Origin of the sequence: Halalkalibaculum sp. DA3122 (assembly GCF_043951865.1) — a bacterium.
Lineage (GTDB): Bacteria > Bacteroidota > Rhodothermia > Balneolales > Balneolaceae > JAMQKA01.
The window spans coordinates 26,453-46,926 of sequence record NZ_JBINJF010000012.1 but is presented as its reverse complement, the minus strand read 5'-3'; the positions used below and the strand labels follow the sequence as shown (position 1 = coordinate 46,926).

16 protein-coding genes are annotated in these 20,474 nt (G+C 51.1%); 6 read left to right on the top strand and 10 right to left on the bottom strand.

What is annotated here, in order from left to right:
- Positions 1-9 precede the first annotated feature (9 nt).
- On the top strand, positions 10-564 hold the full coding sequence (locus tag ACG2F4_RS09950) for a DUF2231 domain-containing protein (RefSeq protein ID WP_395260307.1): 555 nt from the start codon (positions 10-12) through the stop codon (positions 562-564).
- A 400-nt stretch (positions 565-964) separates the two neighbouring features.
- Here ACG2F4_RS09950 and ACG2F4_RS09945 read toward each other — a convergent pair whose 3' ends face one another.
- Together ACG2F4_RS09945 and ACG2F4_RS09940 are read right to left on the bottom strand one after the other, a co-directional pair.
- The gene (locus ACG2F4_RS09945) at positions 965-1,615 is read right to left on the bottom strand and encodes a flavin reductase family protein (protein WP_395260305.1); all 651 of its coding nucleotides are present in this window, start codon (positions 1,613-1,615) and stop codon (positions 965-967) included.
- A 114-nt stretch (positions 1,616-1,729) separates the two neighbouring features.
- On the bottom strand, positions 1,730-2,632 hold the full coding sequence (locus tag ACG2F4_RS09940; protein ID WP_395260303.1) for an alpha/beta hydrolase: 903 nt from the start codon (positions 2,630-2,632) through the stop codon (positions 1,730-1,732).
- Positions 2,633-2,764: 132 nt separating this feature from the next.
- Between ACG2F4_RS09940 and ACG2F4_RS09935 the strand changes: the two genes are divergently transcribed.
- Positions 2,765-5,158 (top strand): heavy metal translocating P-type ATPase, encoded by a 2,394-nt coding sequence (locus tag ACG2F4_RS09935; protein ID WP_395260302.1) that lies wholly within the window; start codon positions 2,765-2,767, stop codon positions 5,156-5,158.
- 42 nt (positions 5,159-5,200) lie between these two features.
- Here ACG2F4_RS09935 and ACG2F4_RS09930 read toward each other — a convergent pair whose 3' ends face one another.
- The 8 genes from ACG2F4_RS09930 to ACG2F4_RS09895 form a co-directional block, all read right to left on the bottom strand.
- Complete coding sequence (locus ACG2F4_RS09930) at positions 5,201-5,779, bottom strand: hypothetical protein (RefSeq protein WP_395260301.1); 579 nt, start codon at positions 5,777-5,779, stop codon at positions 5,201-5,203.
- Positions 5,780-6,066: 287 nt separating this feature from the next.
- Positions 6,067-7,743: a b(o/a)3-type cytochrome-c oxidase subunit 1 gene (locus tag ACG2F4_RS09925; RefSeq protein WP_395260298.1), complete on the bottom strand. Its 1,677-nt coding sequence runs from the start codon at positions 7,741-7,743 to the stop codon at positions 6,067-6,069.
- The gene (locus ACG2F4_RS09920) at positions 7,740-8,258 is read right to left on the bottom strand and encodes a cytochrome C oxidase subunit II (RefSeq protein WP_395260296.1); all 519 of its coding nucleotides are present in this window, start codon (positions 8,256-8,258) and stop codon (positions 7,740-7,742) included. The genes ACG2F4_RS09925 and ACG2F4_RS09920 overlap by 4 nt, the downstream gene beginning before the upstream one ends.
- A 16-nt stretch (positions 8,259-8,274) precedes the next feature.
- On the bottom strand, positions 8,275-8,496 hold the full coding sequence (locus ACG2F4_RS09915) for a hypothetical protein (RefSeq protein ID WP_395260294.1): 222 nt from the start codon (positions 8,494-8,496) through the stop codon (positions 8,275-8,277).
- A gap of 612 nt (positions 8,497-9,108) precedes the next feature.
- Positions 9,109-10,662, bottom strand: a complete 1,554-nt coding sequence (locus tag ACG2F4_RS09910) for an alpha-N-arabinofuranosidase (protein WP_395260292.1) — start codon at positions 10,660-10,662, stop codon at positions 9,109-9,111.
- 211 nt (positions 10,663-10,873) lie between these two features.
- A complete protein-coding gene (locus ACG2F4_RS09905) occupies positions 10,874-12,580 on the bottom strand; it encodes a DUF885 family protein (protein WP_395260290.1) in 1,707 nt (568 codons plus the stop codon).
- Between the two features lie 206 nt (positions 12,581-12,786).
- Positions 12,787-15,102, bottom strand: coding sequence for a DPP IV N-terminal domain-containing protein (locus tag ACG2F4_RS09900; protein ID WP_395260288.1), 2,316 nt, complete (start codon positions 15,100-15,102; stop codon positions 12,787-12,789).
- Positions 15,103-15,369: 267 nt separating this feature from the next.
- Positions 15,370-16,419 carry an aldose epimerase family protein gene (locus tag ACG2F4_RS09895; RefSeq protein WP_395260287.1) on the bottom strand — a complete coding sequence of 350 codons (1,050 nt, stop codon included), beginning with the start codon at positions 16,417-16,419 and terminating at the stop codon, positions 15,370-15,372.
- Between the two features lie 355 nt (positions 16,420-16,774).
- On the opposite strand from ACG2F4_RS09895, the gene ACG2F4_RS09890 reads away from it, so the two are divergent.
- From ACG2F4_RS09890 to ACG2F4_RS09875, 4 genes are all read left to right on the top strand, one after another.
- A complete protein-coding gene (locus tag ACG2F4_RS09890) occupies positions 16,775-17,260 on the top strand; it encodes a TIGR00725 family protein (protein ID WP_395260285.1) in 486 nt (161 codons plus the stop codon).
- 306 nt (positions 17,261-17,566) lie between these two features.
- Positions 17,567-17,944, top strand: a complete 378-nt coding sequence (locus ACG2F4_RS09885) for a BlaI/MecI/CopY family transcriptional regulator (protein WP_395260283.1) — start codon at positions 17,567-17,569, stop codon at positions 17,942-17,944.
- A gap of 2 nt (positions 17,945-17,946) precedes the next feature.
- Positions 17,947-19,902, top strand: coding sequence for a TonB family protein (locus ACG2F4_RS09880; RefSeq protein ID WP_395260281.1), 1,956 nt, complete (start codon positions 17,947-17,949; stop codon positions 19,900-19,902).
- A 188-nt stretch (positions 19,903-20,090) separates the two neighbouring features.
- On the top strand, positions 20,091-20,438 hold the full coding sequence (locus ACG2F4_RS09875) for an energy transducer TonB (protein WP_395260417.1): 348 nt from the start codon (positions 20,091-20,093) through the stop codon (positions 20,436-20,438).
- Positions 20,439-20,474: the final 36 nt, after the last annotated feature.

The window sequence follows — 20,474 nt, the reverse complement described above, 5'->3', positions numbered from 1 at the left end:
GCTATCCCTATGAATGCTGCGCACTATCACTTAATCGTCAATCACCTGCCCATTTTCAGTACGCTTTTCGGACTCCTTATTTTACTGTGGGGAATTTTCAGGGCCAACCCATCGATAAAAAACATAGCGTATATTTTACTGGTTGTCGGGGCGATCTCCGGCTATGTTGCCATGGAAACGGGCGAAAGCGCTGAAGATATTGTGGAAGAGCAGTCGATCGCCTCGCACGACCTGATCCACGAGCACGAAGAAGCGGCTGAAATTGCGTTCTGGTTTACCATCATCACCGGTGTGCTGAGTCTTGTCTGCCTGTTTAACCCCAATCTTAACCCGCGATACCAAAAAACGCTGACGGGGGCGATCCTGCTTTCCGCGCTTATTGCACTGGGAACCCTGACCTATACCGCGTACGAAGGCGGTAAAATCAGTCACCCGGAAGCGTATGGAACGCAGGGCCAGGTCGGATCTTTGGTGACTGAATATGAGTATCTCTCCTCGATGTCCAGGGGTGACGACCTGCTTCAACCTGGAAAACAGGGACGCAACAATCTTAATAATACGTGAACCCGGGTTAAGAAATATAATACCACAAGAACGAGAAGAGGTTTTTTGCCGGCCTCAAAAATTTTGTCGGTAAGTGACCACAGCCGGAGCATTAAGAAACCCTTAATACCGGTGTTCTGGCGCAAGCGTCTCGCTTGTGCCTCAGGTGAACCAGGTCTGGGTAGTACGGAGCGGACAGTCGCAGCAGTATTAGGATCGAGTTCAATGATTTTAACTGTGGCGGAGAAAACGCGAGGAAAATTTCACCCGCCGGTGATTGTTGCGGGTTCGTTTTTTCATCGTTGATAAAACGAACCCTATCAGCAAAGTATCCAACGACTATCTAAACAGCATGGATATTATTTCTTATCCCGACCTGATTTTAATAATCATAACACCAGAGACCCAGGATGGAGATAATTTATTTTCCCGGGCGTTTCTGTCCGGGCTCCAGCCGCACATAGTCCAGTCTCTGCAGGCGGGATGTTGTATGATACCCGTCTACTCCGCTGAGCGCGATGCTACCCGCCTCCTCAATGTTGAGGCTGTGATCCTGATCCAATGATGATTCCGGGAACCAGACCTCCTCTACCGAACCGATCAACAGGCGGGTTTTATTGGCCTCAACCAGATGTTCCTCCACCAGCTTCAGCCCGATTCGAATACGCGCCTCCTGTACATACGGGGCGGGACAGCTATCTGAATACCAGGGCGTCAGGCCCGAACGGTCAAATTCGGAAATATCCTCCCTGTAGTTTCCCGAAGTCTGATGCGCCTGCTCGTAAATATCCCTGTTCACATGATTAATAGTGTACCACCCATCGCCGGCGTTGATATTGTCGTAGGTATGCCGGGGCACCGTCACAGGGCGCAGCATAAACCCCAGCAGCGGCGGGTTCGATCCCACGTGGATGACAGAACTAAAAATGGCCAGATTTTCAACCCCTTCACCGCTTAGCGTTCCCACCAGGTTCGCACTCTTGAACCCGGAAAGCGAATTGACCAGCTTCAGGCGCGGCACTTTCTGCATGCCATCAATATCAGCACGAGAAACTTTTTTAAGATTTTCCATTGAATTTGAAGTACCAGGATCTATTAGAATTTAGAATGTTGAGCAGAAAACAAGGAGACTTCAACCAACATTCCCACTTCTCTCAACAATTCAACAATTCAATAATTCAATAATTCAATCTATGAGCTCCCTGCTTCGCATCCAGTTCTCGCAAAGGGTGGTCCACGTCGACAGTTCCGGGTCGTCCGGGGCCAGTCCGAAACCGTGGGGACCGTCCTCAAACAGGTGCATTTCCGCCGGTACCTCATGTTCCAGCAGTGCCTCATAAAACTGCAGGCTGTTCTGCACCGGCACCGCGGTGTCGTTCGTGCCGTGGATGATAAAGGCGGGCGGGGTTTGCCCGGTCACCTGTTTTTCATTGGAAAGGTACTCCACCAGTTGACGGTCCGGGTCGTTGCCCAGAAGGTGCCGGCGAGAACCCTGGTGCGTGTAGTCCATCTGCATCGTCACAACGGGATAAACAAGGACCATGAAATCGGGGCGAGAGGACTGGCGCTCGACCGAATCCGCGGCACGGGGATCCCCCATGTCAAAATGCGTGCCGGCAGTAGAAGCCAGGTGTCCCCCGGCCGAAAACCCGAGAATACCCAACTTATCTTTCTGTACGCCCCATTTATCAGCATGGGCGCGAACCGTTCGGATGGCTTGCTGTGCATCATTGAGTGGGGATGGATGGTGATAACGCATTCCAAGCCGGTATTTTACGACAAAGGCCGCCACTCCCTGCTCATTCAGCCAGCGGGCCACTTTATATCCCTCCTTTTCCATCGCAAGGTGCGCGTACCCTCCACCCGGAAAGATCACAACCCCGGTTCCGTTTGCACTCGATTTTTCTGGAAGAAAGACCGTCAGGGTGGGGTTATCCTGGTCGGTTTCCCCTTCGGCATTGGGTACGCCCCCGGGCCACAACATCAACGTTTCATCAGCACCGTCCTGCGCTGTTACCGGAGAAGCAACCACCCAAAAAGCCAGCAGCATTATCCATCCCGCTATGCCCGATATTTTTTTGAAATCCATCCTCATACATTTTTATTAACATTTGATTCGGTTAACAGTAACTATATCATTGGTCATCTACAAATTCAGGAATGGATGTGATGATCAAAGCCTTTATTTTTGTAAAAGGCCCAATTTTCAATACCTGCATGCATGAATAATCATTGTACGCTTTGCGATCTTCCCCTGCCCGAATCTCCTTTTACGGATAAAGAGGTAGAGGGGCGATTTTGCTGTTCAGGATGTCTCAGGGTTCAGCAACTTTTGCAGGATCTGGATACCGAGCAGGCGCAGAAGGTGCGGGAAGAGGCCGCCCGGCGCAAAAAAAAGGAGCGTTATGCAGAAGCACCACCCGATTCCTGCCGGGAGGCGTTTCTAAAAGTCAGCGGCATGCACTGTACAACGTGCGAGTCTTTTATCGAGACCCTGGCAAAACGCCAACCCGGGGTTTACAAATGTGAGGCCAGCTACGCTACCGAACTGGTTAAAATTTATTACGATCCCGACATGCTGACCGGGGAGGACCTCCCCCCTCTCTTCAGCCGAATGGGATACCGGGCGCGCCCGGTGGAGAGTGAACACCGGGAAGATGAGCTAAACACGATTGCAAGCCTGGTGATCGGCGGATTTTTCAGCATTATTGGGCTGGTGATTTATGTACTTTTCCTGTATCCCACCTACCTCAACGGAGAAAGCATCATGCCCCTGACCACGGCAGAAAAGCTGTTCTTCGTATCGAATATTTTTGTGATGAGCTCTTTTGTACTCTTCTATACCGGGTTTCCCATATTGCGTGGGGCATGGGTATCGCTTTCGGTTGCGAAGCCGAATATGGATCTGCTTGTTGCCATTGCTGCTCTCAGTGCCTACCTGTACAGTACCGGGGCACTGCTGACCGGAACAACAGAAGTATATTTTGACGTGACAATGGCGATCGTTATGGTGGTGTCGATCGGGCAGCATTACGAAAACCAGATAAAAAGGAGTAAAAACAAGCTGCTGTCCCAGTTGATGGAAAAGAGAATCAGGCGGGCCCGGGTCCGGCGAAACGGGACCATTGCCTCGGTCGCCATCCAGGAAGTCCGCCCGCAGGATCAAATCATCGTAAAGGCCGGGGAACGGATTCCGCTGGATGGCGTGGTGGTTGAGGGACAGGGAGTGGTAAATGAAGCACTTATTACCGGAGAGTCAAAGCCGGTCTCCAAACATACCGGGGATGACGTGCTCAGCGGTACCATCCTGACCCAGAACGCACTCACTATTGAGCCGGGTTCCACCGTAAAGAGCACTATCGAACAGATGATTCGCCTGATGTGGGATATACAGGCCGGCCGGTCCGGGAAACAGCGAATTGCCGACCGCATTGCTGCGTATTTTGTGCCTGGCGTACTGGTACTGGGAGCCCTCACCTTTGCGTACCACCTTTCGATGGGAATGGGATCGACCGCCTCCCTTCTTTCTGCCCTGGCTGTACTGGTTGTATCCTGTCCCTGTGCCCTGGGCCTGGCAACCCCGCTGGCGGTGGCATCAGGCCTCAGGGAGGCGCTGAATGAAAAAATAATCATTAAAACGGGCTCCGTTTTTGAAGGCCGGGAAATACCCCGCATCCTTGCGCTGGATAAAACCGGAACGCTGACGACCGGCCAGATGCAACTCCTCGATAAAGGCACCGAACCCGCCGCTCTCCGGTACGCGCAGGCCATTGAACAGTACTCCTCGCACCCGCTGGCCAAGGCAATCGCCGGCCAGGCCGGGAAAATCGACCTTCCGGTGGATCACTTTCGCAGCTACTCTTCGGGCGTAAGCGGCATTGTCGAAAACCGGGCAGTACATATTGGCAAGCCGGAATGGCTCCGGGAGCAATCGGTACATATTTCTGTGGAAAATTGGGAGAAAATAACCAGGGCCCGCAAAAACGGCTACGTACCGGTTGCCGTTGCCTGGGAGGGACGTGTACGGAGCATCCTGGTTGTAGGAGATCAACTGCGCGCGGAGGCGCCTTCACTGGCAGCCACCATAAAAGCGGCGGGCATTGACCTCGCAATCATTACGGGCGACAGCGAGGAAGCTGCTCGTCCCCTCAGGCAAAAGCTGGATCCCGACTTTTTATTTACAGGTGCGCGTCCCGAATCCAAAACAGAAATTGTCCGGAAGTTATCCAGTTTCGGGACCGTGGCCATGGTGGGAGATGGCAGCAACGATGCCCTGGCCCTGGCTGAAGCCGACCTCGGCATCGCATTTGGTGATCTTACAGCTATCGCTGCCGAATCAGCTCAAATCGTAATTCCGGGAGATCGCCTGGAACATATTTTTTCCGCCTTTATGGCTATAACCCTGACCAAACGGCGAATTCGGCAAAACCTGGGATGGGCGTTTCTCTATAACATCACGACTATTCCTCTTGCCGTAGCCGGGCTAATCAACCCGCTTTTTGCCGCACTTGCAATGGCGGCCAGCAGCTTGCTGGTAGTGACGAACTCATCGCGCAGCATGAAACTGAGAGGAGATTGGGAAGGGCAGAGCCGCCGTGGCGACACCACGACTTAAGCAAGATTATCCACCCGAAGCCTCAATTTTGAGCAGGCCACATCACTGGTCATAGCGTACCGGGATCGGCCCGAGATTCAGACTGAGATGCTCTTCAGTCCCGGCCGAATCTGACCTCTGCGAGACTCTCAAAAACAGGTGATCCGGGATATCCCCGTTGGGAACCTCCCATCTTTCAGTTACCTCCGACACCTCCCCTTCGCGAAGGCTGCTCCACTCCAGCACGCCCCGGCCTGCCAGCACCTGTCCACTTCTCAGCAGCAGGCTGTCAAGCTCAACCTGGTATTTTTCAGCTTCCGCAGATGGTGAAGCACTCAAGATTAAGCTGAACTCCCAGCTTGCCGGGCTGACATCGACACGCATCTCCTTGAGGTGCAGGGCATACAGGGAATCAGCCCCGACAAAAAGGGTGTCGCCTTCTACATATTCCTTAGCCGATTCTGTCGTTTGAACCTGCGCTTCTGCCGGTTCCTCGGCGCCCCAAAATTGAACTTTTAATAAATTGAAAAGCGTTGAAAGTTCAATCAGGACGGGAATGCCGACGGCTACGACAATAAGCACGCGCAACCACACTTTTTTAGAACGACCCGATTCATTATTTGAGGAAGAGGCATCTTGCATAGACTATCTTTAACCGGATTCTGCATGTTGGAATTCCATCTATCGAAGCAAAAAGTGACAACGCTGACAGGTTGAACGGAGCCGCACTTCGCCTTTGCTCCTATCCCATCAAATGCCGACTCAAGAACGGAAGCCATTTTTTTAAAAACCACAAGCCGGAAAGAGCTTTTTTATATTCACATCCCAAACACAGATTTTACGATAGGCAGAGCCCTTTCCAAACAAATGGAATTCCTCCAGTTCTTCCTGTTGTTGCCGTGAGAAAACGATCACTCTCATGACCGGGATCAAGACGGCCGGGGCAGGGCACCCGGCGAAAAGAGCCCATCCTGGACCATTTCGAACAATGGGAATGAGTACGCCAGAATAACCAGCAGAATAGCCAATCCCAGCCAAAGCTTTATATTATCCAGCACCGCCGGCGTGTGCTCGGGACCCGAAAGCGGTTCCGGGATATGATCGTTCACCGGTTGATCCGACTTTTCGCCGGCCATCCAAGAAGCGGTGATCACCCACAGGAAGAGGATCAGCGAGATAAAGAGAATGGTACCTCCAATGCCAATCTGCCACTTCATTTCTGCAATCGTCCCAAATACGGCTTCAAACTCAAACCCGGTGTATTCCGGTTCGGCAGTGCGGCGCGGGATGCCGGCCAGACCCGCCCGGTGCATCGCATTCGACATTAGCGTCATTCCCAAAAACCATGTATAGGGTTGAATCAAGGCGAGTGTTTTAAACTTCAGCTTTCGGCCTGTCAGCTGGGGTATCAGCCAGTAACTGATCGCCATAAAGGTGAGCGCCACCGCCGTACCGACCGTCAGATGAAAATGACCGGGCACCCAGAGCGTGTTGTGAATAAGCAGGTTGATATTCATGGAGGCATTGATCATCCCGCTGAAGCCACCGGCGGCAAACATGATGCCTGCCAGTGCGCATCCCGCGAAGGCCGGACTGTCCCACGGCAGTTTACCGATCCATGCCAGGTAGCCCTTCCCCCCGCGCTGTCGTGCGCCGTGCTCCATGCTCGCAACCACGGTAAACAGGGTTATAAGGCTCGGAAGGAGCAGAAGCAGCGTGGTAGCCATGGCATAAAACTTAAATCCCACTGAAATACCGGGATCCGCATACTGGTGGTGATATCCCACCGGCGTCGACAGGATCAGGAAGATGACAAACACAACCCGCGTCATGGAGTCACTAAACAGGCGTCCCCCCGACAGTTTTGGCAGTATGGCATACCAGACGTAGTAGGCCGGAAGCAGCCAAAAATAAACCACAGCGTGACCAAAATACCAGAACAGTGTACGGGGCAGCAGGGGATCAATCTCGGTAACCCAGCCCAACGACCATGGAATTAAAAGGACCAACACTTCCAGCGCCACCCCAATGGTGCATACATACCACATCAGCATGGTAAACAGTGCCATAAAGGTGAGAATGGGAATTCGTTCTGAAGGGTGGTCTTTTCTCCATTTAAGATACGAACGGAACCAGTCGGCTCCCGCCATCCAGGATCCAACAATCACGAAAACCAGGCCGAAATAAAAGAGCGGATGTGCCTGCAACGGCGGGTAAAAGGTATAAAGCACGGCTGCACGGATTGAGCTGCCGGGTACGAGTCCCCCCAAAATTGCAACTGTGGCCATCACCAGCCCAACGACCATCAGCCAGAACCAGGACCAGGTAAACGCCATATTCTCAGGCTCTCGCTCCAGGCTTCGCGTGACACCCCAGACAAAAAGACCGGCAATAAAAAAGGTGGTAAAGATGATGGCCAGAAGCACACCATGGCCGGTCAACAGCGTATAATATTCACCAGAATTAAAAAAGCCCCTGAACATATTGGTACGGTGAAGGGCCTGTACAAAACCGAAAAAGCCCCCGATCGCCAGTGCAATAAATGCTACAATGAAATTTGCCTTCGCAACCTTTGCTGCCTTGGGATACTGTTGTAAGAATGTCATTGTACAAGATAATTTTCGTCAAACTCAGATTGAGGAACTACGTTGATCTTACCTTCCATTACATGGTGAGCCGGCCCGCAGTACTCGTTGCAGACGATACCATAGGACGCGGGTTCAGGGAAAATAGTAGTAAACCTTGCCACCTGGCCGGGAATGGTCATCGTATTTAAATTTGTCCCTGCCACCTCGAATCCATGAAGTACATCCGGGCTGGTGATATAGAAGGTAACTTTGGCGTTGGCCGGAACTGTGATCGGCTCGCTGGTCCCCGGTATAAAGGCAAACTGTATGGTTTGCACATATACTTCATACTCCGTAACCCCGTTCTTGGTCACTTCCCTGACACCGGGGTTGTCAAACGGTGTGCCTCCGAGATTCTGGGGATCCAGCGTCTCACTGGCACCGATAACTTTCAGGTCCATGACTACAAATCCATAGACCACCGTTGCTATGAAAAAAGCGATCACCACAAACGACAGTTTAATCCAAAACCGTTCAAACTTGTGTATATGCATAGATATTGATGATTTGTTAATTCATGATGGACGGGCTGTTCCCTGCGAATTCCACAAAATACATGAAAATCCACATAAGCACGATGATGACAAAATACAGGAGGACCAGCGTAAGGGTTCCGGTAGGCTGAAACTCCTCGAGGGAGATCTCCCGTTCAATTTCTGGATTCCCAATCTCTCCCGCATCAGTGCCTTGCTGTTTTTCCGGTTCGCCCGGAGTAGTTTTATCTTTACTCATAAGGCTTTCTTTTTTTAACACTTCAATTACAAAACATGCCAGAAGGGCGTTTATCCCATTAATTGTTAAATCTTTACGCAATTAAGTACACAACAAATAAAAGAGCAAATAGTCTGACTTAATTAGATCGATTTTTTATAGCAAATTTGAAATCACGGGAATGTTATCCACATATCCAGCGCTGGCACATCGAAAGACACCAGTAGTCTTTAACAAAATCCGGTTTTCGGATGCATAAATGAGTCACCACTGCAGTAAACGACCGTCTGCAAGAGCGCTCTGGCAATAACCCTCACAATAATGTATGCAAAAATCATGTCCCCTGATGGCAGGCAGTATCTAACATCATATGTGTTACCGAACTTTTTAGTTGACAGGGTGTAAAGCGCTGCGAGATTTGCCCTTCAACTGCGTTAAAGGGCACATCACCGGCTCAACGTACATAGCTGCGTCTTCGCTGCCATTCCCCCTTTGTCTTGCTGAAGAACAAATTTCTTGGTGAAATCCAGGTAGTACCTGCGGAGTTGCAGACTCTCAACAGTTCCAAAAAAATAAAAAGGCCGAATTCACATTACCTGTCAACCCGGCCTCTCCTTTTGTATTTTGATGCACTTACTGCAGGCCAAACACCACAATTGAACGGGGAGGAAGTGTCATACTAACTGTGCCGTTGCTTATTGTCGCATCGTCAAACATCACCGGCGATACATTGTCGGGGTCCTCAAACGTGTTGACCGCATTGATTTGGTCTGCCGTTAGCAGGCGTCCGGGAATAATTCGATCAATATCTGTTCCCCGCAGATCAAATGTTATCTCCTGGGATTCGCTGGCATGCGTGTTGCTGGCCGTGATATGAATTACCCCTTCTTTATTGCGGGAGACCGTGGTGCTGATCGCAGGTATGCTCTCCCCGTCGTAGCGGTAATCGGCAGAGGTTACCTTGACCGGTAACAGCGTGGCGTCATGATGCACTTTGTACATGTGAAATACGTGATAGGTCGGTGTTTTTATCATTCGGGGACCGTCCGTCAGAATCATCGCCTGCAGTACATTGACGGTTTGTGCAATATTGGCAATGCGCACCCGGTCGGAGTGAGCATTGAGAATATCCAGGCTGAGCGAGGCGATCAGCGCGTCGCGCATGGAATTCTGCTGATAGAGAAACCCGGACCTGGAACCGGGAAGCGGATCCGTCCACACGCCCCATTCGTCAACCGCCAGGGCCACTCTTTTTTCGGGGTCATATTTATCCATCCGGGTAGCGTGCCCTTCAATATATCGATCCAGCTCCAGGGAGGCTTTCAGCCCGTCAAAGTACAGCTCTTCCCCAAACCCGGTGGAAGGGCCCTTGTTTTCCCAGCTGGGCCCGGGAACGGTATAATAGTGCAGGGAAATCGCATCCATCATATCATGGGCTTCGCGCATCACCGTCTCCGTCCAGTCATATTCAGCATTCGACCAGCCGCTGGCAATTTTATACAGCTCATTTCCACTGTAGTCCTTGGCGTAGGTCTGATACCGGCGATACAAGTCTGCGTAATAGTCGGCCGTCATGTTGCCTCCGCATCCCCAGCTTTCATTCCCGATTCCAAAAAATTTGATCTTCCACGGCTCCTCGCGACCATTCTGCCGGCGAAGGTTCGCCAGATCGCTCTCCCCGGCGTAGGTCATGTATTCAACCCAGTCCTGCATCTGTGCCGGCGTGCCGCTGCCTACATTCGCCGATATGTAGGGCTCGGCTCCCAGCAGTTCGGTCAGTCGAAGGAACTCGTGGGTTCCGAAACTGTTATCTTCGGTAACCATGCCCCAGTGAGTGTTCACGGTTTTGGGCCGTTCCGAACGGGGACCGATGCCATCTCTCCAGTCATATTCATCTGCAAAACAGCCGCCCGGCCAGCGGATATTGGGGATTTCCAGCTCCTGTAGTGCTTTCAACACATCGGTACGATACCCCTCAGTATTCGGGATATCTGAATCCTCCCCAACCCAAATACCTTCATATATTCCACGGCCGAGGTGTTCTGAAAACTGGCCGTAGATATGCCGGCTAATGGTGTATTCGCCCTGATCGGCGTTGACAATAACCCTGTTCTGCTGGGCCACCAGCGAACTAGTACACAGAAAAAGGAATACCAGCAAAGATCTTATGATTTTTCCTGCAAGCATAGTCTTTGGTTTATAAATTAAAAATTGAAGTCATTTGTTTACTTGATTGTACAAGCACGAATTAACAGGCATTGGACGTTTAAAACCGGTTTTAGCCCACTATCGATTTTTTTGCACTACCAACACGCTGCTTTTGCCAATGATTCTCAAAGATAACTTACTGAACATCGATTCACCATGAAAATTCAGGTTACTCATCTCGTTGCAAGCCTTATTCGAGGTTGGAATAAAACCGCCAGTTTGTTTTAAAATCTTTCGGAGGTTTTTCCCCGGTCAGTATGGCTTTGACCATCTCAATCGGCATGGCCCCGTTTCGGAGAATCCGGTTGTGAAACTCTTTGACCGGCATATCCCCGTCTCTGACCAGGCTGTTGTAGAGCGAGCGAATCTGAAGTCCACCCAGCAGGTAGGCTGCCTGGTACAGCGGCGGATACGTTGAGGCGAACGACCGCCGCACTTCCGCTTCGGCATTGGCCCGTTCGTGGCCCACTTTTTCCACCAGGAAATCAATCGCCTCCTGTGGACTCATCTCCCCGAGATGGAAGCTCAGTGAAAAAATGATGCGGGCACACCGGTGCATCCGCCAAAACAACATTCCTATGCGATCTTCCGGGGAATCGGGAAACCCCATGTCATACAGCTGCAGCTCCCAGTACAGGGCCCATCCCTCGATCCAAAATGGCGTATAGAATGCCTTTCGGTGCGTGTTGTAGCGATCCATCATAAAGCCCTGCAGATGGTGTCCGGCGATCAGCTCGTGATGTACAGTGGCTTTCGAAAAATGGGGATTATTTCCGCGCATGCTCATCAATTTATCTTCCTGGGCCATCGTATTGGTGGGATACGAAATCCGTATCACCCGTCCACCCAAGAAAAACGGGTTAATCAGCTGGCGTTCGGGACTCATCATCTCCATGTCCCATGTCTCCTTTGCCAGCTCGGGAATGGTCAGCAGTTCGCGCTGCTCCAGGAACTCAATAGACTCAACAGCCAGGTCATAGATCATCTCCGGCTGCCCTCCGGGCGGAACATACGTTTGCTTTACATGCTCCAGGGCGGCGTGCCAGTCGTCCCCGAAACCGAGCTCACGGGAAGCCTTGAGCATCTCTTCCATACACCAGGCATATTCCCTGTTCGCCAGCTCAACCAGCTCGGACGGTGTGTACGGAATCATCTCGTAATCCAGCAGCTGCTGCAACTTTTCAGCGCCCACGGGCGTGCCGATAATACCACTCCCGTCATCCCGGTACGACTGATCCACCCTCCATTCTTCCAGGAAGGTAACGTAATTGGCCAGCGTGGTATCGACATTTTCGTACGATTTTTCGCCCCACCAGGTCACATCGGGATCGTACCCGTCGTAAAATTGGTAGACATGCTCAATCGTCTCATGCAGGTTTTCCGCAATCTCAGCGGCACGGCGCGACTGTGCCGGAGCCAGGCGTCCCTTCTTCTGAACCGCATCCCGGTTGTCACGGATCGATTCAGCAAGCGCGTGCATCTGCCCGGCAAACCACTGCCCTTCCAGGTTCTCCCCGATACTCCGTTTTTGCTGGAGTTCTGCGATAATATCCGCAAATTTCAGTGCGTAATCGACCTCACCATATGTCAACTGGTCCTGCCGAACCTTCTCCAGATCTCTGCGGATATCGCGCCGCAGCAGGATAAAATCCACGGCCTCCTGCACGTTCAATGCCTCGTAGTCAATACCTGCAAGCCGCGCCAGCCACTGCCTGTAAAACCGCTCCATCCGACCGTAATAGACCGGTGATTCCTCCAGCACATACGCCCGGTCCATGCTTTCGGTATCGGCTTCATACTGCCTTACCAGTTCCGCAACCTGGTTTGAACTGGCCGACTGCCCCATAACATTTGAAGCCAACATTGCCAGGAATATGAGAGTAACCGAAATTCGCATCTTTATCCCGCTCCTTTCAAGATTTGGTTTTAAATTTCAACCTGGATCAGCTGATTTCAGAACCATCAAATTCAACCATTGTAGCTGTCCCAAAATTCAGGTGATGCGGTTGTAAATAACCCAGTGATGGTTCTCATCAGAGATTGCCAATCTTGTTTTCGCACTTACGATGTTTTCAACACCACCCTTCCCTTCCCTTCCCTCAGTCATTCCGATGCGTAATGCCAGACCGGCTCTGCGCCCATCAGGTGTTCCACAAAATAGTTCCAGCGTTTGATTGTAAAATAGTTGTTCTCACCGCCCAGGCCGTGCGTTTTGTTTGGCATAATCAGCATATCAAAATTCTTGCCGGCTTCAATAAGTGCATTCGCCATCATGTAGGTCTCTGAAGGATGAACATTATCATCCATATCACCATGTACGAGTAACAACTTTCCCTCCAGGTTGCCTGCCAGGTTCAGGTTTGACTGCTCCTCGTAGTGGGGGCCGGCCGGGTAATCCATGTAGAGCTCCGGCCACCACGCTTTTGCCACGCGGTGGTCGTGATTTCCAGAGGAAGAAACCGCCACTTTATAAAATTCCGGGTATTTCAGGATCGCCCGTGCCGCATCATATCCCCCGGCCGAGTGTCCATAGATGCCCACGCGACTTGTATCCATATAAGGATATCGTTCCGCCAGTTCGCGAATTGTCTTTATATGGTCGGGTCCCCCAATATCTCCCAGGTTTTTCCACGAATAGTCCTGGAACCGCTTTGATCGGCCGGCGGTGCCAAGTCCATCCACATTAATGACAATAAAGCCCAGTTCGGCCAGTGGCTGATCACTGTTGCGGTAGCCTCCCGCAAAGCTTTTGGGCGTACGCACCGCCTGCGGACCCGAATAGGTTCCGTCAATCACGGGATATGACTTATCGGGATCAAAATTGGATGGACGGTAGATCACCCCGTAGATGTCGGTCTTCCCATCGCGCGCCTTGAGTTTAAACGGTTCGGGATACTGCCACCCGGCAGCCTGCAGATCTTTGATATCGGCTGTCTCAAGGTCCATCACCTTACTTCCGTCGGCGGTTCGGCGCAGCACGGATCGCGGTTTCATATCCACGCGCGAAAAATTGTCCACAAAATACTGGTGATCAGATGAGAACGTAATATCATGCGTCGCCCGCTCCGGGGTCAACAATTGCAGATCCGAACCGTCAAAATTGATCCTGTACAGGTGCTCCAGGTAGGGATCCCGGTCCGATTCCCTTCCGCCAGCCGTAAATAATATTTGCCTGTTGTCACGATCGATATGCTCAATATCATATACGACAAACTCACCGCTCGTCACCTGCTGTTTTACCTCTCCGCTGTTCAGGTCGTACAGGTAGATATGATTCCACCCATCCCGCTCCGACAGCCATATGACTTCTTCCGTCTCCGGCAATATCTCCAGGTGTATTTTATTGGGATCCACGTAGGTATCGCTCACCTCACGAAATACCGTATCGACTTTCCCGGTTTCGGGATTGGCCTCCAGCAGTGTGGCGGAACCGTACCCCCGTTCGTGTATCAGCATGTGCAGTTTGTTGCTGCCCTCCCCGTACCATCGCCACTGGCCGGCGATAAGATCGTCATACGGGCCGACCTGCAGCCGTTTTTTTGCTCTTGTTTTGACATCAAAGACAAAGGGAACCTGTGTTGCCACGCTGTCTTCACCGGGTAGTGCGCGATAATAGGAATAGGACCGGGCACGGAATCCCTCCCCGGGGACATTTTGCAGCAGGTACATCTTTCTGGCCTTAGTCAGGTCCAGTTTGTGAGCGACCAATTTTTGGGAATCCTCTGACCATGACACGCTGAGTCTAAGCGGTTCCCGCTCTCCCTCGGTTGGCCCCTCCCGGTTTTTCCAGGCCCAGGGCAACGATGCCCCATACACCTGTTTCCCGGTGCCGTCGTCCGTCAATTGAAACGTGCGGCCCGACTTGTTGTTTTTAAGCCAAAGGTTGTACTCTTTTCGGGTGACCGTCCACCGGCCGTCCGGCGACTCAGAAAGCAGCCGCTCTGATACCCAGTCGGGATCGTCTGTCGCGGGAGCTTCCACCTCCCGGATATCAAGTGTCTGCAGATCGACTCTCCACGTTTGATTACCGGCTTCAAACGTCATCACCCGATCAGCATGCCGGTATTCCAGCTCCTCTAGCGGAAGGTCATACGGATCCAGTTTCTTATCCAGCAGCTCTGAAAGTCCGCGGGCAATGGCAACGTGATCAAACAGAGGCTTTTTTAACTCATTTTCGGCATCCACCAGAACATATTCCGTTCCGCGCCGGGTATCCAGTTCATACCAGAACACCGGGGTTCTGTCATCCCAGCGGGGATCGACCTCCGATCGGAATACCAGGGTATCCACATTTTCCCACAGGAACCGGTTGGCCCGCTCGTAATCGGCTTTCGTAACCGTTTGTCCCTGAACGGCCGTTGCAAGGACCATTCCCGTTAGGATGAAAGCGGTTACTGATTTGGCTGGCACTTTTATCATTTGGTCAGATTCAGTTTAGTCTCATCCTGTTTATACTCGATATGATCTGGCCCCATTCCTGTTCTCCCGGCCCGACTTAATCTCGGTCAATTTACAGAACCTGAAATCAAGAAAAACAGAGATATTTCCATCATCAGTATCTATCCGGGGAAGTAACCATTACCCCAGGCAGCATCCTCCTAACATGCCGTAGCCCTGCTGGTCGGTCTGTAAATGCGTTGTGAACGACCGGGATACGGCATTTTTTACCAACCCCACTTACGCTGATTATTCGCGTACCGAAAACCTGTAGATTGTGGTCGTATGATAGGTATCCCCCGGTTTCAAAATAGTGGATGGAAAATCGGGTTCATTGGGAGAGTTGGGAAAATGCTGGGTTTCCAGGCAGAACGCCGCATGCCGCTGATAAGCAGTGCCATCGGATCCGGTCAGACTACCATCCAGGAAATTACCGGTATAAAACTGGACACCCGGTTCCGTTGTCAGAACCTGCATCTGTCGCTGCGTATCGGGATCAAACACCGTTGCTACGGTGCGGAGCGAATCCTGGGGTCCGTTGAGCACAAAGTTGTGATCATATCCCCCGCCTTCGACCTCATCAATACGGGAGCCGATGGCCTGGGGCTCAGTAAAGTCAAATGGCGTTTCCTCCACCGAGGCAATTTCACCAGTCGGTATCAGTCCCTCGTCTACGGGTGTATAATGATCGGCATGCAGGGTCAGCACGTGGTCGAGGATCGTTGTCGAGGGATCCCCTGAAAGGTTAAAATAGCTGTGATTCGTAAGGTTCACCGGCGTTGCCTTGTCGGTGGTTGCCTCATACTCAATTTTCAACCCGTTTTGGTCGGTCAGCGAATAGGTTACGGCGACCTCCAGGTTTCCGGGATATCCCTCTTCTCCATCTTCACTCCGATAGCTGAGCTGCAGCGAACCATCTACGACCTCCGCCTCCCAGAGTCGCTTGTCAAATCCCTGCTCCCCGCCGTGCAGGTGGTTTTCGCCATCATTTCTGGCCAGCTCGTAGGTGGTTCCATCAAGCGAAAACGTTCCTCCCGCAATACGGTTACCATACCGACCGACAATGGCCCCGAAGTAGGGATGCCCGCCCAGGTATTTCTCCAGGGAGTCAAACCCCAGTACCACGTTGGCGCTGGCACCGTCCGCATCCGGAACCCGGATAGCAGTGACGATACCTCCGTAATTAATGATATCGGCCTCCATGCCGTGAGCGTTGGCGAGGGTGAACTGGTAGACCTCCCGTCCATCTTCCAGAGTTCCGAACAGTTCTTTGGTTATTGAAGGAGCAGCTTCACTCATATTATTTTCTGATTTTTTCTGGTTTGTACAGGATATAATGAGGAGGGCCGCAAAAAAAAGAGATAGAAACCGCGGCCAGTATAGAAACCGGTTCTTCTGATACATGGTAGAATAATTTTTCATGGTTGTTGATATTCCCATATCGCAATAATAATGTACAGGGCAAGTGGTTGAGCTGTTGATATCCCAAGTAAGTTGTTCAAAAGATTATAAATAAAATTTTTATTTGGAAGGATAAAGATCAATTTGTTTAAAGGGTGTTGCAAAACACCGGTTTTTCAGCACCCTCTGTCACTTACCCTGGCGTTTCTTCGTATTGGTGGAATCCTGTTAAACAGTAATCAAATTTTGAATCATGGCAAAAACAATTATCGGTGTTATGGGACCTGGCGACGCACCGCCGGAGGTTCTCGACGCCGCCACGCAACTGGGACAGCTGATTGCAGCTGAAGGCTGGGTACTGCTGACCGGTGGTCGCCGGGCTGGGGTAATGGATGCCGCATCCCGCGGGGCGAAGGAAGGCGGCGGGCTGACGGTTGGCGTGCTCCCCACTGGCGATCGTTCAGGCATGTCGCCCAGCATAGATATACCCATCGCTACCGGCATCGGCAGCGCGCGTAACAATGTAAATGTACTGACCTCGGATGTCGTTATCGCCTGCGGTGTGGGGATGGGCACCATCTCAGAAGTGCTACTGGCCGCCAAAGCCGGTAGAAACGTGATTCTGCTCAATCAATCAGAGGCCTCTGCCACTTTTCTTAAACGGTTCGATTCGCCCTGCTTCCACTTCGCCTCCACCCCCGGTGATGCTGTTTCCCGAGCACGAGAATTGCTGCGATAAATAGCCGGAGGCTGGTATTCCCTCTATCCTCGGAATATCTCCAACAAAAAGCTGTATCATGAGCCGTCCGTATCCTGCAACACTGGATGGGCGATTCAGATGCAAGGATCCAGGAATCTTTCCTTTGAAACCGTTCTGGCAGGCACCCTCGGTCCTATCGCTGAATAACAGTTTACAACCACAGGAATAATGGGTATTCCTGCTTACTCCTCCACTAAATCAACAAGCCAATTTGACATTTACCATAATACTATTATATTAGTATTATCTCAGTAGTAAAAAAATCACCAGAAAAAACAGCCCGTTATGAAAAAATCACTGACTCCGCTTGGAGAAACTGAAATGGAAGTACTGCACCACGTCTGGGAACTGGAGGAAGCCACCGTAAAGGAGGTACAGGAACGGATCCTGAAATCCCGCGAGGTGGCCTACACCACCATCATGACTGTCATGAAAAACCTGGCCGACAAAGGGTATCTTAAATATCACAAAGATGGGGTCAGGTACGTATACCGACCGGCCCAAAAACCGGAATCAGTGCAATCCAGCCTGGTCCGGGACCTGATCTCCAAGGTATTCAAGGGATCGCCGATGGAACTGGTGCAGACGCTGGTAAAAAGTGAAGAGCTCTCCGATGAAGAGCGGAAAGAGATCCGGAAAATGATTGATGACATGGAGGACTAGCCATGACAGAACTGACAAGCCTCGTTACTGAATGGGGACACCTCAGCCTCGACAGATTCTGGTTCCCACTGCTCATCTGGAGCCTGTTTGCACTGCTGGTTCACCTGTTATTGAAGTGGAAAGAGCCGCGAGAAGTACTCTACCAGTATCACCTGCGGGTGGCCCTTGTGTCGGGCATCCCGATCGGAATTCTGGCTTCTTTTCCCATAGGCTGGCTCAGTGGCCTTTTTACGAAATCCCCTGAGGCCGCGGGCCAGTTTTCCTTGCTGGTATTGCAAAATCCCATCGTTGTATCCAGCGCCACAGCGGGTCCCGCCAATTCAATCGCGTGGGGCGATCCCTATCTTTGGATTGGATTGGTGACATCCATAACAGCGTTCATCTGCCTGGTCATGCTGGCACGTACAGGATGGCATTATTCCCGGATCACCCGGTTTGCCCGAACCCTTGATACAACCAACCTGCGGGGACTGGCCCTGTTAAATGCAGAAGACCACAAGTTTGCCAACTCTATTTACAAAACAGTCTCCGTAGCTTATTCTAATGATACGGAGATTCCCTTCACCTTTGGCTGGCGCGCGCCGGTTATCATCATTCCAGGTTTCCTCAAAAGAGAGCCCGAAAAATGCCGGATGGCGATCCGCCACGAGCTGATGCACATCAAACGCGGTGACTTCCTGGTCAACGGCTTCATGACGGTGATGAGATCGCTGCTCTGGTTTCACCCGCTCATTCATGCCTACGATCGGGAGATCAAGGAAGCCCGGGAAATATCCTGCGATTCCGACGTACTCACCGATCAGACAATATCCCGGAAAAAGTACGCCCAGCTGCTGTTTGAGCTCGCTCCCCGTCAAGAGGCCTATGCCCGGCAACTGGTAAGCATGTCCGTAAACAAATCCACACTCCAAAAACGCATCAAGACCATGACAACCTTTAATAACACCTCCCGGCCGTTCAAGAAAAGTATAATCGTAAGCCTGGCGCTGCTGCTGGCAGTATCCGGAATTATTGCGTGTAGCGATCTCCAGGATAATGGTATCACAAACAGCGAATTACAACAAACCCAGGCCCAGATACAACATCTTGAAGGGGAAAAGCAGCCCCTGTATATCATCAGAGAAGATACTGATCTGGATGGTACTTACGATACGGAAGAATTTGCGACAACCGAGGAAAGTCAAAAAATAAGCAGGATTAAGGGAAAATATATTAAGGCGTTAAATGTATACAAGGGAGAACAGGCCATAGAAAAATATGGACAACAAGGCGCTAACGGAGTTGTAATCCTTAATTTATTGAACAAAGAAAAAGCTTTCTCAGATCTGAAATCTCCAGACGAAGTTCAGCAACCGCAGAAGGCGGAAAAGGAATTCTTTGTCGTTGTGGAGCAGATGCCCGAGCTCAAAGGCGGATTGACCAGTCTTCAGCAATGCGTGAATTATCCGGAAGAAGCGCGCAGGGCGGGTATCGAAGGCCGCGTAATCGTGCAGTTCATTGTAAATGAGCAAGGGAATGTTGAAAGCCCCCAAATAATACGAGGCATCGGCGGCGGAGCTGATGAAGAGGCTATACGCTGTGTTAAAACGGCCCAGTTTGAGCCGGGCAAGCAACGCGGCAATCCTGTGCGTGTACAGTATTCTTTGCCCATCACTTTTAAACTGCCCGCTTCCGAGACAGAAACAAATTCCCCAATAAATGTTGAACAAATGGAGGTAAACCATCAGCAGCTTGAGTTGGTTAACCTCACCCGTAAAAATGGCTCTATTACTGCCCAAGTAGTCGATAAGGAAACCCGAAATCCAGTGCCCGGTGCTAATGTGATTATTAAAAATACATCCATCGGTGCAAGTACGGACGATGAAGGGATATTTACTCTTGATCGACTACCAAATGAACAGGACCAAATTGTGATCTCACATATACGGTATGAGCCGTGGGTAATTAACTTATACTAATTTTTTTGATAGTTAGGTAATCTAGTAGAATAGCATTGACTGGGCATCACCTTACTAATCGAAACCGGGCAGGTGCTCTTGACGTGTTCTGGTTCCCGACCGTTATCTGGAGCATAGTGGCCGCTCTTGCCTGCTGGGGATTGCGGGCCGGACACCACGCAGAAAAAAATTTTACCACCGTTGATCAAATGCCGAAACTCAAAAAGGGAATGCGGCCATTACAACTATGCATCACGTATCCCGATGAGGCTCGCACGTCTGGTATTCAAGGCCAGGTTGGTGTTCGGTTTGTCGTTAACAGGCAGGGATTGGCGGAACATCCCGAAATTATCCATGGAATTGCAGAGGGGCTGACAGGGAGTCTCTCCGGTGTGTTAAGCAACTTACATTTGAGCCCGTCATTCAAAATGGTGAGCCCGTGCGCGTTCAATATGCCATGCCAATCACATTTTCCCTGCATAATAAAGACAAGTCGAAACCTGTTTCCAATACAACGATCTCTCGAGCTGATACCACCAACTGGGGACCAACATTAACTGTTACAGGATATGGCGGCAATGAACCCGACCCCA

What these genes read in the sequence shown, in the direction of transcription:
- ACG2F4_RS09915 (WP_395260294.1), bottom strand. Translation starts at nt 8,496, where the DNA reads ATGAGTAAAGATAAAACTACTCCGGGCGAACCGGAAAAACAGCAAGGC.
- ACG2F4_RS09885 (WP_395260283.1), top strand. Translation starts at nt 17,567, where the DNA reads ATGAAAAAATCACTGACTCCGCTTGGAGAAACTGAAATGGAAGTACTG.
- ACG2F4_RS09895 (WP_395260287.1), bottom strand. Translation starts at nt 16,419, where the DNA reads ATGAGTGAAGCTGCTCCTTCAATAACCAAAGAACTGTTCGGAACTCTG.
- ACG2F4_RS09945 (WP_395260305.1), bottom strand. Translation starts at nt 1,615, where the DNA reads ATGGAAAATCTTAAAAAAGTTTCTCGTGCTGATATTGATGGCATGCAG.
- ACG2F4_RS09900 (WP_395260288.1), bottom strand. Translation starts at nt 15,102, where the DNA reads ATGATAAAAGTGCCAGCCAAATCAGTAACCGCTTTCATCCTAACGGGA.
- ACG2F4_RS09940 (WP_395260303.1), bottom strand. Translation starts at nt 2,632, where the DNA reads ATGGATTTCAAAAAAATATCGGGCATAGCGGGATGGATAATGCTGCTG.
- ACG2F4_RS09925 (WP_395260298.1), bottom strand. Translation starts at nt 7,743, where the DNA reads ATGACATTCTTACAACAGTATCCCAAGGCAGCAAAGGTTGCGAAGGCA.
- ACG2F4_RS09905 (WP_395260290.1), bottom strand. Translation starts at nt 12,580, where the DNA reads ATGCGAATTTCGGTTACTCTCATATTCCTGGCAATGTTGGCTTCAAAT.
- ACG2F4_RS09875 (WP_395260417.1), top strand. Translation starts at nt 20,091, where the DNA reads ATGCCGAAACTCAAAAAGGGAATGCGGCCATTACAACTATGCATCACG.
- ACG2F4_RS09935 (WP_395260302.1), top strand. Translation starts at nt 2,765, where the DNA reads ATGAATAATCATTGTACGCTTTGCGATCTTCCCCTGCCCGAATCTCCT.
- ACG2F4_RS09880 (WP_395260281.1), top strand. Translation starts at nt 17,947, where the DNA reads ATGACAGAACTGACAAGCCTCGTTACTGAATGGGGACACCTCAGCCTC.
- ACG2F4_RS09920 (WP_395260296.1), bottom strand. Translation starts at nt 8,258, where the DNA reads ATGCATATACACAAGTTTGAACGGTTTTGGATTAAACTGTCGTTTGTG.
- ACG2F4_RS09950 (WP_395260307.1), top strand. Translation starts at nt 10, where the DNA reads ATGAATGCTGCGCACTATCACTTAATCGTCAATCACCTGCCCATTTTC.
- ACG2F4_RS09910 (WP_395260292.1), bottom strand. Translation starts at nt 10,662, where the DNA reads ATGCTTGCAGGAAAAATCATAAGATCTTTGCTGGTATTCCTTTTTCTG.
- ACG2F4_RS09890 (WP_395260285.1), top strand. Translation starts at nt 16,775, where the DNA reads ATGGCAAAAACAATTATCGGTGTTATGGGACCTGGCGACGCACCGCCG.
- ACG2F4_RS09930 (WP_395260301.1), bottom strand. Translation starts at nt 5,779, where the DNA reads ATGCAAGATGCCTCTTCCTCAAATAATGAATCGGGTCGTTCTAAAAAA.